Source organism: Acidiphilium sp. AL (genome assembly GCF_025499445.1).
Taxonomy (GTDB): domain Bacteria; phylum Pseudomonadota; class Alphaproteobacteria; order Acetobacterales; family Acetobacteraceae; genus Acidiphilium; species Acidiphilium iwatense.
Map to the genome: position 1 here is coordinate 30,173 of NZ_JAIMBZ010000028.1, position 12,775 is coordinate 42,947.

General features: G+C 64.5%; 14 protein-coding genes. 8 read left to right on the forward strand and 6 right to left on the reverse strand.

Annotation, left to right across the window (positions count from 1 at the left end; all coding sequences use genetic code 11):
- Position 1: 1 nt before the first annotated feature.
- Positions 2 to 184: a hypothetical protein gene (locus AiwAL_RS14325; RefSeq protein ID WP_235705575.1), complete on the reverse strand. Its 183-nt coding sequence runs from the start codon at positions 182 to 184 to the stop codon at positions 2 to 4.
- Between the two features lie 66 nt (positions 185 to 250).
- On the opposite strand from AiwAL_RS14325, the gene AiwAL_RS14330 reads away from it, so the two are divergent.
- Positions 251 to 547 carry a hypothetical protein gene (locus tag AiwAL_RS14330; RefSeq protein WP_235705576.1) on the forward strand — a complete coding sequence of 99 codons (297 nt, stop codon included), beginning with the start codon at positions 251 to 253 and terminating at the stop codon, positions 545 to 547.
- Positions 548 to 553: 6 nt separating this feature from the next.
- On the opposite strand, the gene AiwAL_RS14335 is transcribed toward AiwAL_RS14330, so the two are convergent.
- Positions 554 to 1,630, reverse strand: a complete 1,077-nt coding sequence (locus AiwAL_RS14335) for an anhydro-N-acetylmuramic acid kinase (protein WP_262312900.1) — start codon at positions 1,628 to 1,630, stop codon at positions 554 to 556.
- A gap of 166 nt (positions 1,631 to 1,796) precedes the next feature.
- Between AiwAL_RS14335 and tyrS the strand changes: the two genes are divergently transcribed.
- Together tyrS and AiwAL_RS14345 are read left to right on the forward strand one after the other, a co-directional pair.
- Positions 1,797 to 3,047 (forward strand): tyrosine--tRNA ligase, encoded by a 1,251-nt coding sequence (tyrS, locus tag AiwAL_RS14340; protein WP_235705578.1) that lies wholly within the window; start codon positions 1,797 to 1,799, stop codon positions 3,045 to 3,047.
- Positions 3,048 to 3,093: 46 nt separating this feature from the next.
- Complete coding sequence (locus AiwAL_RS14345) at positions 3,094 to 3,546, forward strand: SufE family protein (protein ID WP_235705579.1); 453 nt, start codon at positions 3,094 to 3,096, stop codon at positions 3,544 to 3,546.
- A 52-nt stretch (positions 3,547 to 3,598) separates the two neighbouring features.
- On the opposite strand, the gene AiwAL_RS14350 is transcribed toward AiwAL_RS14345, so the two are convergent.
- A complete protein-coding gene (locus tag AiwAL_RS14350; protein ID WP_235705580.1) occupies positions 3,599 to 3,892 on the reverse strand; it encodes a cupin domain-containing protein in 294 nt (97 codons plus the stop codon).
- A gap of 55 nt (positions 3,893 to 3,947) precedes the next feature.
- Positions 3,948 to 4,862: a LysR family transcriptional regulator gene (locus AiwAL_RS14355; protein ID WP_235705581.1), complete on the reverse strand. Its 915-nt coding sequence runs from the start codon at positions 4,860 to 4,862 to the stop codon at positions 3,948 to 3,950.
- A 124-nt stretch (positions 4,863 to 4,986) separates the two neighbouring features.
- Here AiwAL_RS14355 and speB point away from each other — a divergent pair, with 124 nt between their 5' ends.
- The 4 genes from speB to AiwAL_RS14375 all read left to right on the forward strand — a co-directional run bounded on the left by speB (position 4,987) and on the right by AiwAL_RS14375 (position 9,366).
- Positions 4,987 to 5,952 (forward strand): agmatinase, encoded by a 966-nt coding sequence (speB, locus tag AiwAL_RS14360; protein WP_262312901.1) that lies wholly within the window; start codon positions 4,987 to 4,989, stop codon positions 5,950 to 5,952.
- Positions 5,952 to 6,350, forward strand: coding sequence for a nuclear transport factor 2 family protein (locus AiwAL_RS14365; RefSeq protein WP_235705583.1), 399 nt, complete (start codon positions 5,952 to 5,954; stop codon positions 6,348 to 6,350). Before speB ends, AiwAL_RS14365 begins: the two co-directional genes overlap by 1 nt.
- Positions 6,351 to 6,435: 85 nt before the next feature.
- Positions 6,436 to 7,875 carry a cytosine permease gene (locus AiwAL_RS14370; RefSeq protein ID WP_235705584.1) on the forward strand — a complete coding sequence of 480 codons (1,440 nt, stop codon included), beginning with the start codon at positions 6,436 to 6,438 and terminating at the stop codon, positions 7,873 to 7,875.
- A 57-nt stretch (positions 7,876 to 7,932) separates the two neighbouring features.
- Positions 7,933 to 9,366 (forward strand): aldehyde dehydrogenase family protein, encoded by a 1,434-nt coding sequence (locus tag AiwAL_RS14375; RefSeq protein ID WP_235705585.1) that lies wholly within the window; start codon positions 7,933 to 7,935, stop codon positions 9,364 to 9,366.
- A 1-nt stretch (position 9,367) separates the two neighbouring features.
- Here AiwAL_RS14375 and AiwAL_RS14380 read toward each other — a convergent pair whose 3' ends face one another.
- Entirely contained in the window at positions 9,368 to 10,321 is a 954-nt protein-coding gene (locus tag AiwAL_RS14380; RefSeq protein ID WP_235705586.1) for a threonine dehydratase, read from the reverse strand.
- Positions 10,322 to 10,325: 4 nt separating this feature from the next.
- The gene (locus AiwAL_RS14385) at positions 10,326 to 12,494 is read right to left on the reverse strand and encodes a malate synthase G (protein WP_235705587.1); all 2,169 of its coding nucleotides are present in this window, start codon (positions 12,492 to 12,494) and stop codon (positions 10,326 to 10,328) included.
- A 96-nt stretch (positions 12,495 to 12,590) separates the two neighbouring features.
- Here AiwAL_RS14385 and AiwAL_RS14390 point away from each other — a divergent pair.
- Positions 12,591 to 12,775 (forward strand): hypothetical protein (locus AiwAL_RS14390; protein WP_262312902.1); only part of this gene is annotated, 185 nt, incomplete at its 3' end.

Here is a 12,775-nt window from a genome sequence, read left to right on the forward strand (position 1 = left end):
GTCACGTTTCGGTGACAATGCGAGACATTTGGCACAGTCGGTGCCATGATTGACGAATATTCAGGATTTGCCGGAAGCTCAGCATATGCGACGCATATTGCTTCTCTGTCTCGCTGGTCTGGCCACTATCCTCCTTCGGGCGGGTGCCGCTCCGGCCGCCGGGCACCTTGCCGACGGCGCTCATTCAAGTTCAGGCCTTCTCGTTCATCCGGCGGATCGAACCGACCCGACTGCCGCCCGATATGACCGGATGGTGAACCGCCGGCTCCTCGACTTCTTCGGTTCCGGTGGGCTCGACCGCAACCTTTATTGTTCCGGGCCGATGGTGACCGCCTTTCAGATCATGCCGGATGGCAGGGTTGCAAACGTGCGTCCGCTCAACAATCCGGCGCCCGGCATCACGCCTTTCATGGTCGCCGCGCTCAGCACGATGAGGTTTCCGGCGCTGCCGCCGGGGCTGGCGGCCCGACCGCGCGATGAGTTCTTCCGGTACGGCTTTCAGCCGGCGGACAGGATCGATTTCGAAATGTTTTACAACTGCCGCTGAACCGGCTCACGCCCCCGGAATAGCGGGTTTGGCCAAGCGCCCGCCGGGCATCGGCCGCGCAACTCCCGTCGTCGTCGGCAGCGACAGCGGCAATCCGCGCGCTACCCGCACCGCCAGAAAGCCGAAACATTGCGCCTCCAGCGCATCGCCATCCCAGCCGACCGCCTCTACCGGTTCGACCGGCACCGAAAAACCATCCCGCAGCGCGGCCATGATCGCGGCGTTGCGCCGCCCGCCGCCGGAAACCAGAATGCGTTTGGGCGCCACCGGGATCGGCGCAGCCGCGATCGCGGTGGCGGTGAACGCGGCCAACGTCGCCGCACCGTCTTCGACCGAGAGTCCGTCCGTCGCCACCGCGATCCGCGCGGAAAAATGCAGGCGGTCCAGGGATTTCGGCGCCTGCCGCGCGAAATACGGATCGGCCATCAGCGCATCGAGCCGATCCCGATGCACCCGGCCCGAACCGGCGAGCGCGCCATCCTTGTCGTAATCGGCGCCGGTGTGGCTGCGCACCCAGTCATCGAGCGGGCCGTTGCCCGGCCCGGTATCGCAGGCGAGGATCGTGCCATCCGCCCCAAGAAACGTGATATTGGCGACCCCGCCGATATTCGCGACCAGCAGCGGTTTCGGCAAATCCGCCGCGAGCGCCGCATGAAACAGCGGAACCAGCGGCGCACCCTCGCCGCCCGATGCGACATCGGCCGAGCGGAAATCATGGGCGACCGGCAGCCGGGTCTTGTGCGCGAGATGCGCGGCGTCGCCGATCTGCCAGGTCCGCCGGTTCGCCGGGTCGTGCAGAATGGTCTGGCCGTGAAAGCCGACAAGATCGGCCCGGCTGGCCAGCAGCGCGACCGCCTCGGCATGGCGGTCCGCGACGATGCGCGACAGCCGCGCCACCTCGGGATCGCCGACTGCAAGCTTGGGGGCCGCGTCCAGCAGCGCCCGCAGCCGGACCCGCAGCGCATCCTCGTAAAACAAGGTTGCGGTCGGGCCGAAACGGACGATGCGTTCGCCATCGGTTTCGATCAGCGCCGCGTCGACGCCGTCGAGCGACGTGCCGCTCATCAACCCAATGGCAAGCATTGTTTTGTAATTTCAGCATTATGCGGAAAGATCGACATGAGACCGCGCTTATCCGCGAGCAATATGGTTCTGGCAAGAATACATGTTTTGCGGCTTGACCCCCGAATTGGCACCGAACCGCCCGCGTGCTACCCGGCCATCGGCTAATGGCAACGGATTGGCAGCGATGAACGGCGAGATGAGCGATTTCCTGCGCGAGGCAGAGGCGCGCGGCTTCATTTTCCAGTGCACCGACACGGATGGTCTGCGCAACGCGATGGGCGCCAGCCCGGTCGCCGGCTATATCGGCTTCGACTGCACCGCCGACAGCCTCCATGTCGGACACATGATCCAGATCATGATGCTGCGTCTTCTGCAGAAATACGGTCACAAGCCCGTCGCCGTTCTCGGCGGCGGAACGACTCGCATCGGCGATCCTTCGTTCCGCGAGGAAGCGCGGCAATTGCTCACCCCGGCGCAGATCGATGCGAACAAAGCCGGCATCCGGCGCAATATCGAATCCTATCTGCGCTTCGGCGACGGCCCGTCGGATGCCATCATGGTCGATAATGCGGATTGGCTGCTCAGCCTCTCCTATATCGACCTGCTGCGCGAAGTCGGCGTGCACTTCAGCGTCAACCGCATGTTGTCCTTCGATTCCGTGCGCAGCCGGCTGGAACGCGATCAGGGGCTGACCTTCCTCGAATTCAACTACTCGATTCTCCAGGCCTATGATTTCCGGGAATTGAACCGCCGCCATGGCGTGACCCTGCAAATGGGCGGCTCGGATCAGTGGGGCAATATCGTCCAGGGAATCGACCTGGTCCGCCGCACCGACGGCAAGCAGGTTTTCGGCCTGACCGCCCCACTGATCGCGACGGCATCCGGCGCGAAGATGGGCAAGAGCGCCGCCGGAGCGGTGTGGCTCTCGGCCGAAAAACGCTCGCCGTTCGACTACTGGCAGTTCTGGCGCAACACCGAGGATGCGGATGTCGGCCGGTTCCTGCGCCTGTTCACCGATCTGCCACTTGATGAGATCGCGCGGCTGGAATCGCTCGACGGCGCTGAGATCAACGCGGCGAAGAAAATCCTCGCAACCGAAGCAACCGCTCTCTGCCACGGCCGCGCCGCCGCCGAGGATGCGGCCGAGACGGCACGGCGCACTTTCGAACAAGGCGAGGCCGCGGAAACCCTGCCCGGAATCGACGTGCCGAAAGCCGATCTCGATGCCGGAATTCCAGCCTTCGCCCTGCTGGTTCGCGCCGGGCTGGCGGCGACCAACGGCGAGGCACGGCGCCTCATTCGCGGCGGCGGCGCCCGGCTGAACGACGCCCCGATCACCGACGAGGCGCAGATGGTCTCGCGCGTCGACCTGATCGACGGGGTGGCGAAACTTTCAGCGGGGCGCAAGCACCATCGCCTGGTGCGCCCCTCTTAAAGACGGACAGGTTGACGCGGCAGGCAACACACCGCACATCCAAAGGATGAGCGACCACGCTGTGATCGACATCGCCTTCCTGGAACCGGCGCAGCCGAGCGCCGCTGAGGCGATCGAGCTGCTGCACGACGAATTGTTCCTGTTCGACGACTGGATGGACCGCTACCAGTTCATCATCGAGCTCGGCCAATCCCTCCCGCCTTTCCCGGAGGCGTGGAAGACCGACGCCCGGCTGGTACCCGGCTGCCAGAGCCGGGTCTGGCTCGAACCCTGCGCGCGGGACGGCAAGCTCTATTTCGCCGGGGCGTCGGATGCCGCGATCGTCAGCGGGCTCGTCGCCCTCCTGCTCCAGGTCTATTCCGGCCGCTCGCCCACGGAAATCCGCGCCACCCCCGCGACCTTCCTCAAGGATTGGGGGCTGATCGGCGCATTGTCCGGCAATCGCGGCAACGGCGTCGCCGCGATGGCCGAGCGCATCCAGCGTTTCGCCGCAGCGTAAAGCAATATGGCTTTGCGGATCGCTTCGCGATGCCGCGTCACGCTCCAGAAACTCACCCGGTAATTTCGATCTCCAGAAACGCCAGCGTCTCCCTGCCAGCATTCACCACGTTGTGCTCGACCCCGATAACGTTCGCATAGGGAACCCCCCGGCTGAGCCGCGCGGTGCCGCTGGTCCCGCCCGGCTGCTCGATCAGCAATTCGCCGTCGGTGAGTGGCACGACGACATAATCATGACCATGCCGGTGCCAGCCGGTCTCAGCACCAGGGGCGAACGCCCATTCGGTCGCTTTCACCCTGCCATTGTCGATCCGAACCGTCGGTACCGCCTTCGCTCGTTCATCCATCGTCGATCCTCTCCTCATCCTCACATACTCGACTATCGCACCAAAACCGGAAAAGTCAGGAAGCTGGCGGCGCCTCGCGATGGATCGCGTACAGATCGTCCAGAAAAGCGCGCGTAATCTCGCTGTCGTCGGACCGTCTCCGGCTCACCACATGCAGGGTTACTTCATAGTGCATGATTTCGGGATTCAGGGCAGCCAGCAATCCCTCCACGACCAGCGGGCTGGAAAAATGCCGGGGCAGGAAGCCAAGATGGTGCCCGGACAGAACCAGCATGGCCACCGCTTCCATATTGTCGGCCACGGCGGTCACCCGCCGGGGCGACGCCGACATCTGCGCTTCGGGCAGCGGATAGGTGCGCCACGCCCAGCTATGATCCGCCGCTTCGTTCGGCGAAATCCGGCCGGCACGGTGAAACAGCGGATGATCCTTGCCGCAATAGGCCAGATGCTGTTCGGTGAACAGCGGCGTGAACTGCAGCGTCGGCGCGCGGTGCCAGAAATAGCCGATCGCCACGTCGAGATCGCCCCTGAGCAATCCCTCCTCCAGCTCGATCGGCGGACAGACGCGGACGATCAGCTTCACCGCCTCGTCGCGCTGACGGAATCGGGCGATCGCCTCGCTCACGCGGGCATTCTGACTGAGCGGCGTGTTGCCGATCATGCCGATCCGCAGCGACCCGACCAGCTTCTTGTCGAGATTGCGCGCCTCGGCATTGAAATCGGCGATCGTGCCGAGCAGCCCGCGCGCCAGTTCGGCGAAGCGCTCGCCCTTGGCGGTCAGCCGAAAGCCGCCGCGCCCGCGCTCGCACAGCCGATAGCCCAGCCGGGTCTCGAGAATCGCCAACTGCGTGCTGATGGTGGACTGGCCGACATTCAGCGTCCACTGCGCCGACGAAACGCCCCCGGCATCGGCAACCGCCAGGAACACTCGCAAAAAGCGCAGATCGAGATCCGATAGATCGCCCAGCATCAGGCCGAGCAGATTACATCGATAATTATCGATGTAAACATTTCATTATGTCAATTTTTTATCCAGGATATTTGTCTTATCGTTCTGGAATAAACATCGTTGTGCATCGTGAAAGGTGATGAAAATGGCAGACGATATGACATTGCCGTCGCACCCGCAGCCATTGAGCGGCAACGAGATGCCGCGCAGCGGCGGCGTCGCCTCGATGATGCGCCTGCCCGTGGAATCCAATCCGTCCGCGCTGGATGCGTGTTTCGTCGGCATCCCCTTCGACCTCGGCACCTCCAACCGGACCGGCACACGATTCGGCCCTCGGCAGATCCGGGCCGAATCGTCGCTTCTGCGCCCCTACAACATGGCGACTCGCGCGGCGCCGTTCGACAGTCTCCGAGTCGCCGATCTCGGCGATGTCGCCATCAATCCCTACAATCTCCTGGATTCGATCGCCCGGATCGAGCACGCGTATGACCGGATTCTGGCCTCCTTCTGCCGGCCGGTCACGCTCGGCGGCGACCACACCATCACCTTGCCGATCCTGCGCGCGATGTGCCGCAGATACGGTCCGGTCGGGCTGATCCATGTCGACGCCCATGCCGACGTGAACGACACCATGTTCGGCGAGAAGATCAATCACGGCACGCCGTTCCGCCGCGCCGTGGAAGAGGGCCTGCTCGACTGTACGCGGGTGGTGCAGATCGGTCTGCGCGGCACCGGCTATGCCGCCGAGGATTTCGATTGGTGCCGAAACCAGGGTTTCCGGGTGATCCAGGCCGAGGAGTGCTGGCATCGCTCCCTGGCGCCGATGATGGCGGATATCCGCGCCCGTGTGGGCCGCGGCCCCGCTTATCTGAGCTTCGACATCGACAGTCTCGACCCCGCTTTCGCGCCGGGCACCGGAACGCCGGAAATCGGCGGCCTCACCGTGCCGCAGGGGCTGGAGATCATTCGCGGCCTGCACGGCGTCGATCTGGTCGGCGCCGATCTGGTCGAGGTCTCGCCGCCCTACGACCCTTTGGGCACCACGGCGCTGACCGGCGCCAACCTGGCCTATGAGATGCTCTGCATCCTGCCCGGCGTGCAGCGACGCTGATGGACGGCCAAGCGGAGCACGAGGTGCTGCAAGCCGCAAACACCCTGGTCGCGCGGTTCGCGGCTCACGACACTGAGGGCTATTTCGCCGCCTTCGCCCCCGAGGCGACGTTCATTTTCCACGCCACGCCGCGCTTTCTGGAATCTCGCGACGCCTATCGTGCGCTGTGGCGCGATTGGGAGGCAAGCGGATTCCGCATCCTGGACTGCCGATCTTTCGAGCCGCTGGTCCGCGTCTATGGCGAAACTGCCATTTTCACCCATCGCGTCGAAACCCGGCTCATCTCCGACAGCGTCGAGCAAACGGCAATGGAACGCGAAACCATCGTTTTCCGGCGCCAGGACGATGGAGGATGGCGGGCGGTTCATGAACATTTGTCGCCGTGCGGCGACACCTGACGCGAACGATCGCAAGGCCGGCACCAGCCAACAAAACCACGACGGGAAAACCCGCGAACCCGCACCAATAAAGGAGAACGTCCGAATGCAAACCGAAGCAATCGATACCGCCGGCGCAAGGCGGCGGCTCAGGATCGAACGGAGGTCGATCGACTACGTGCCCGACGCGGAACGCCACGGCAAGGTCATCAACCAGGGACCGTTCTGGTTCCTGGGCAATTTTCAGTTCTTCACGATTGCGATCGGCTTCATCGGACCGGGGATGGGATTGCCCTTCGGCGCCACGGCACTCGCCGGCGCGCTCGGCATCCTGTTCGGCACGATCTTCATGGCGTTTCACGCGAGTCAGGGGCCGGATCTCGGCCTGCCGCAGATGATCCAGTCGCGCGCGCAGTTCGGCTATCGCGGCGTGATCGTTCCCCTGCTCGGCACGCTGTTCACCTTTGCCGGCTTCAACGTGGTCGATACCGTGCTGCTCAGCCAGGGGCTGCACAATCTGTATGGCTGGAGCATCGTCACCGTCTCGCTGGCGCTGGCGATCGTCGCGATCGTGATCGCGATCTACGGGCATGACTGGCTGCATCTGATTTTCCGCATCCTGTTCTGGATCAGCCTGCCGCTCTACGTGATCCTCACCGCGGCGATCGCCACCGGCCACGTGCCGGGCAAGCCGCCGGCCCATGCCGGATTCAACTGGGTCGGCTTCGCCGCCGAATTCGCCGCCGGGGCGAGCTACAACATCACCTACGCGCCCTATGTCTCGGACTACACGCGCTATCTGCCGCGAGCGAAATTCCGCACCGGCCTCGTGCTCAGCGTCTATCTCGGCGCCTCGCTCGCCGCGGTCTGGCTGATCGCGCTCGGCGCGTGGCTCGCCACCTATCTCGGCGCGCAGGACGGGCTGGTCGCCACCAATGCGGCGGGCAATGCGGTCTTTTCGGGGCTCGGAACGCTCCTCGTCCTGACATCGGTTGCGGCCCTCACCGCCACGATGGGGCTTAACGCCTATTCAGGAATGCTGACGGTGGTCACCGCCATCGATTCGCTGCGCCGGATCGCCCCGACCCGCGCGATCCGCATCGCCGGCATTCTGTTCATCGCCGCACTCTGGCTCGCGGTTTCGCTGTCGCTGACCGCGAATGCGATCAACGCGCTGTATGACGCCTTGTCGATCATGCTCTATCTGCTCGTGCCGTGGACCGCGGTGAACCTCACCGACTATTTCTTCATCCGTCGCGGCCATTACGCGATTGCCGATCTGTTCAGCAGCGACGGCGTCTATGGCGACTGGGGGTGGCGCGGTCTCACTGCCTACGCGGCAGGCTTCCTCGTCAGCGTGCCGTTCTTCAACCTCGCCGGCCTCTATGAGGGTCCGATCGCGAAGGCGCTTGGCGGCGTCGATATTTCCTGGGCGCCGGGGCTTCTGGTGGCGAGCTTGGTTTATGTCGTTCTCGCCAGGAGCCTCGATCCCGCAAGCGAGGCGGCGGCGATATCGGCGAGCGACAAAATACTGGCGCAATATTGACGTGCGCCCCTCGCCAGTGGATCTTGGTCGTAAGCAATCTCGGGGGACTCTGAGCGCATGATCCGCAAGACCGATTTCTATATCGACGGCAAATGGGTCGCTCCTGCTGCGGCGCGCGAGGAGCGGATCATCAACCCGGCCGACGAACAGCCCTTCGCGGTGATTTCGCTGGGCGGGGCGGCGGATGTCGACCGTGCCGCCGCCGCCGCCCGCGCTGCCTTCGAGCCCTGGGCCGCGACGCCGCTTGCCGAACGCGTCAGGCGGATCGAGCATCTGCTCGCGATCTATAACCGCCGGGCAAAGGAGATGGCGAAGGCGATCTCGATGGAGATGGGCGCGCCGATGTCGTTCGCCCTGTCCGAACAAACCGGTGCCGGCTCCTGGCATATCGAAGGATTTCTCGATGCGCTGAAGACCTTCGAATTCGAGCACGCGCTGAATGCAGCGACGCCGGACGAGCGCATCCTGCGCGAGCCGATCGGCGTCTGCGGTCTGATCACCCCGTGGAACTGGCCGATGAACCAGATCACCCTGAAGGTGGTCCCCGCGGTCGCCGTCGGCTGCACGGTGGTTCTCAAACCCTCCGAGATCGCGCCGATGTCCGCCATTCTGTTCACCGAAATGATGGACGAGGCTGGATTTCCCAAGGGCGTCTTCAATCTCGTCAACGGCGACGGGGCCGGCGTGGGCGAAGCACTGTCCGCGCATCCCGACATCGACATGATCTCCTTTACCGGCTCGACCCGTGCCGGCCGGGCGATCACCCGCAACGCGGCGGAGACCATCAAGCGGGTCACCCTCGAGCTTGGCGGCAAATCGCCCAACCTCATCTTCGCCGACGCCGATCTTCCGGCGATGGTGCGGCGCGGCGTCACCCTGTGCATGGAAAATACCGGCCAGTCCTGCAACGCGCCGACCCGTTTGCTGGTCGAACGCCCGGCCTATGAGCGGGTCGTGGAGATCGCGGCTTCGGCGGCGAAATCGGTCGAGGTCGGCGATCCGGCGAAAGAGGGCAACCATATCGGACCGCTGGTCTCCGCAACCCAGTTCGACAAGGTACAGGGTCTGATCGAGGCCGGCATCCAGGAGGGAGCACGGCTCGTCGCGGGCGGACCGGGCCGGCCGGATGGATTCAATCGCGGCTACTATGCAAGGCCGACCGTGTTCGCCGATGTGCATAGCGACATGCGGATCGCGCGCGAGGAGATTTTCGGCCCCGTCCTGTCGATCATTCCCTTCGATACCGAAGATGACGGCGTCGCGATCGCCAACGACACGCCCTACGGCCTCGCCGCCTATCTCAGCACCAGGGACACGGAAAAAGCCCGGCGCGTCGCGCGGAAGCTGCGGGCCGGGATGATCCATGTCAATGGCCGCTCCCTCGCGAAAGGCAGCCCGTTCGGCGGTTACAAGCAATCGGGCAACGGCCGCGAGGGCGGACGCTTCGGGCTTGAGGATTTCCTGGAAGTCAAAACCGTCGCCGGTGGTTAGATCAGGTTGCTCCGATAATTTCGGCATAAGCCGCGCGGTCGATATTGCCGCCGGACAGAACGATCGCGACGCGCTTGCCGCGTTGCCGGTCGCGCTCGGCAAGCAATGCCGCGAGTCCCGCGGCGCCCGCGCCTTCGGCGAGATTATGCGTGGTCTCGTGCAGCATCCGCACGGCGTCGCGGATCGCCGCCTCGCTGACGCGAAGGATACGCGCGGCCCCGGCCTGAATGATCGCGAGCGCATCCCGGTTCGGCACGCGCACCGCCATCCCGTCGGCGATCGTGGTCGCGTGGTCCGTTTCGACGACGCTTCCTGCTTCGACGCTCCGCGCATAGGCATCCGCCCCCTCGGCAACGACACCGACGATCTCGGTCCGCAGGCCGAGCAGATCCCGCACCAGGATCGTGCCGCAAATCCCCGATCCGAGGCCGATCGGCACATAGACGGTATCGAGCCCGGCAACGGCACCGAACAGCTCACAGGCATAGGTGGCGACGCCGCGCACCAACTCGGGATGAAACGATGCCACCATCATCAGGCCGCGCTCGCCGGCAAGCCGTTCGGCGGCGATCCTGGCGGCATCGAAGTCATTGCCTGATTCGATGAGTTCCACCCCGAATCCGCGCATCGCGTCGTTCTTTTCGCGCGAATTGCCGTGTGGAACCACGATGGTGACCGGAATCCCGGCGCGCTGGCCGGCGAAACCAATGCTCTGGCCGTGATTGCCGCGCGTCGCGCTGATCAGGCCGGCCGGACGCGTGCCCCGGCATAGCGTGTCAAGCAGCACGACGCCGCCGCGCACCTTGAACGCCCCGGTCGGCAGGTGATTTTCATGCTTGACCCAGACTTCGCATCCCGTCCGGGCGGCAAGCAGCGGCCAGGCGATCTGCGGCGTCGGCGGCAGAACCGGCCGGATCGTCGCAAGGGCGGCTTCAAGTCTCGGTTGGTCGATCATCCGCTTATGCCGCCGCCTTCGCCTCGCGGCGACGGTCATGCAGGATGAATTCGGTATAGCCGTTCGGCTGGGTGCGGCCCTTGAACACCAGATCGCACGCCGCCTTGAAGGCGACACCATCGAAACCCGGCGCCATCGGCCGGTAAGCCGGATCGTCCGCATTCTGCCGATCGACCACCGCCGCCATCCGCTTCATGGTGTCCATCACTATCGCTTCCGTGACGATGCCGTGATGCAGCCAGTTGGCGATATGCTGCGAAGAGATGCGCAGCGTCGCCCGATCCTCCATCAAGGCGACATCGTGGATGTCCGGCACCTTGGAACAGCCGATCCCCTGATCGATCCAGCGCACCACATAGCCCAGAATCCCTTGCGCATTATTGTCGAGTTCCTGCTGAATGTCATTGGGTTTCCAGTTCGGCCGATCGGCGAGCGGAATCGTCAACAGATCATCGAGGGTGCCCATTTTGCGCGATTTCAGCTCATTCTGCCGGGCAGCGACATCGACCGCGAGATAATGCAGCGCGTGCAGGGTTGCCGCGGTGGGCGACGGCACCCAGGCGGTATTGGCACCCGCGCGCGGCTGGGCGATTTTCTGCTCCAGCATCGCCGCCATTGCGTCCGGCGCGGCCCACATGCCCTTGCCGATCTGCGCGCGCCCGGCCAGGCCCGAGGCGAGACCAATATCGACATTGCGATCCTCGTAGGATTTGATCCAGGGCGTGTTCTTGATCTCCGCCTTGCGGATCATTGGTCCGGCCTCCATCGACGTATGGATCTCGTCGCCGGTGCGGTCGAGGAATCCGGTATTGATGAACACCACGCGATGCTTCGCCGCTTCGATGCAGGCGGCGAGATTGGCCGAGGTGCGGCGTTCCTCGTCCATGATGCCCATTTTCAGCGTGTGCGCCGGCAGGCCCATAACCTTCTCGGCGGCGGCGAACAACGCATCCGCATAGGCGACCTCGTCGGCTCCGTGCAGCTTCGGCTTGACGATATAGACCGAGCCCTTGCGCGAATTGCGCATCCCTTCGGTGCGCTTCAGATCGTGAATCGCACAGAGTGACGTCACCACGAGGTCAAGAATGGTCTCGGGAATCGGGCGGCCCGCCCCGTCGAGCACCGTATCGGTATAGAGATGGTGGCCGACATTGCGCACCAGCATCAGCGCTCGGCCCGGCAGAACCACCGTGCCGCCATCCGGCGCGGTATAGGCGCGATCCTCGGCAAGGCGGCGGATGAAGCTCTTGCCATCCTTCTCGACGTCCTCTTCCAGAGTGCCCTTCATCAGGCCGAGCCAGTTGCGATAGACCAGCACCTTGTCGTCGGTATCGACCGCGGCGACGCTGTCCTCGGCGTCCATGATCGTGGTGATCGCGGATTCGACCACCAGATCGGCGACCCCCGCCCGATCGGTCTTGCCGATCATGCTCGTCGGATCGATCGCGATTTCGACGTGAAGATTGTGGTGGCGAAGCAAAATCGTGGTAGGCGAGCCCGCCTCGCCGTGAAACCCGGCGAACTGTCGCGCATCCTTCAGCCCGGTCTCGCCGCGCTCCAGCACGACGGCGAGATGGCCGTCCCGCACCCGGTAGGCGCGCGCATCCTTGTGGCTGCCGGAGGCGAGGGGGAAATCGGCATCGAGACCGGCGCGCGCGCGGGCGATCACCGCCTCGCCCCGCTTCGGGTTGTAGTCCTTGCCTCGCTCCAGGCCGTCGATTTCGGGGATCGCGTCGGTGCCGTAGAGCGCATCGTACAGGCTGCCCCAGCGCGCATTGGCGGCGTTGAGCGCATAGCGCGCGTTCATCACCGGCACCACGAGCTGCGGCCCGGCGATCGCCGCGATCTCGGCATCGACGTTGTCGGTCGCGATCGAAAACGGCGCCGGCTCGGGCTTCAGATAGCCGATCTCGCACAGGAACGCCCGATACGCGGCGCGGTCGACCGGGTTGCCCCGATGGGTGCGATGCCAGCCGTCGATCGCCGCCTGCAGCCGGTCGCGCTCGGCCATCAACTCGGCATTGCGCGCCGCATGTTCGCCAACCAGCGCGCCGACGCCCTGCCAGAATCCGGCGGAGTCGAGCCCGGTTCCGGGCAGCGCTTCGGCCTCGACGAAACGATGCAGCGCCTCGGCGACGCGCAGGCCGCCGGCTGCGACATAAGTTTGGCTCATGCACTCCTCCATCCGTTGCGGCGGTTTTGGCCAAACGGAAGGATATTGTCGAGCCTAGCAGCCTGTCGGAGTGAGATTTGGGCGAATTTGCGTTCCATGACTGAAATTATCTGCATGCGTGGCGCCGGAGTGGTTTTAGCGATCGAATTTGTCGACCGACGCTCATCGCCTGCCCCATCGTGCCCGGCCAGCCCTCGACGGCACCTGTTTGTGCCAAAATCAGACGATCACGCCTCAATTCGTGGCCGCCAGGACGAACATCCGCTTGATGTTCCAGGCCA

Excerpts from the sequence above, each read along its gene's own strand:
- AiwAL_RS14370 (WP_235705584.1), top strand. The coding sequence starts at position 6,436 with ATGCAAACCGAAGCAATCGATACCGCCGGCGCAAGGCGGCGGCTCAGG.
- AiwAL_RS14325 (WP_235705575.1), bottom strand. The coding sequence starts at position 184 with ATGAGCGCCGTCGGCAAGGTGCCCGGCGGCCGGAGCGGCACCCGCCCG.
- speB (WP_262312901.1), top strand. The coding sequence starts at position 4,987 with ATGGCAGACGATATGACATTGCCGTCGCACCCGCAGCCATTGAGCGGC.
- AiwAL_RS14380 (WP_235705586.1), bottom strand. The coding sequence starts at position 10,321 with ATGATCGACCAACCGAGACTTGAAGCCGCCCTTGCGACGATCCGGCCG.
- tyrS (WP_235705578.1), top strand. The coding sequence starts at position 1,797 with ATGAACGGCGAGATGAGCGATTTCCTGCGCGAGGCAGAGGCGCGCGGC.
- AiwAL_RS14355 (WP_235705581.1), bottom strand. The coding sequence starts at position 4,862 with ATGCTGGGCGATCTATCGGATCTCGATCTGCGCTTTTTGCGAGTGTTC.
- AiwAL_RS14335 (WP_262312900.1), bottom strand. The coding sequence starts at position 1,630 with ATGCTTGCCATTGGGTTGATGAGCGGCACGTCGCTCGACGGCGTCGAC.
- AiwAL_RS14375 (WP_235705585.1), top strand. The coding sequence starts at position 7,933 with ATGATCCGCAAGACCGATTTCTATATCGACGGCAAATGGGTCGCTCCT.
- AiwAL_RS14365 (WP_235705583.1), top strand. The coding sequence starts at position 5,952 with ATGGACGGCCAAGCGGAGCACGAGGTGCTGCAAGCCGCAAACACCCTG.
- AiwAL_RS14385 (WP_235705587.1), bottom strand. The coding sequence starts at position 12,494 with ATGAGCCAAACTTATGTCGCAGCCGGCGGCCTGCGCGTCGCCGAGGCG.
- AiwAL_RS14350 (WP_235705580.1), bottom strand. The coding sequence starts at position 3,892 with ATGGATGAACGAGCGAAGGCGGTACCGACGGTTCGGATCGACAATGGC.
- AiwAL_RS14345 (WP_235705579.1), top strand. The coding sequence starts at position 3,094 with ATGAGCGACCACGCTGTGATCGACATCGCCTTCCTGGAACCGGCGCAG.
- AiwAL_RS14330 (WP_235705576.1), top strand. The coding sequence starts at position 251 with ATGGTGAACCGCCGGCTCCTCGACTTCTTCGGTTCCGGTGGGCTCGAC.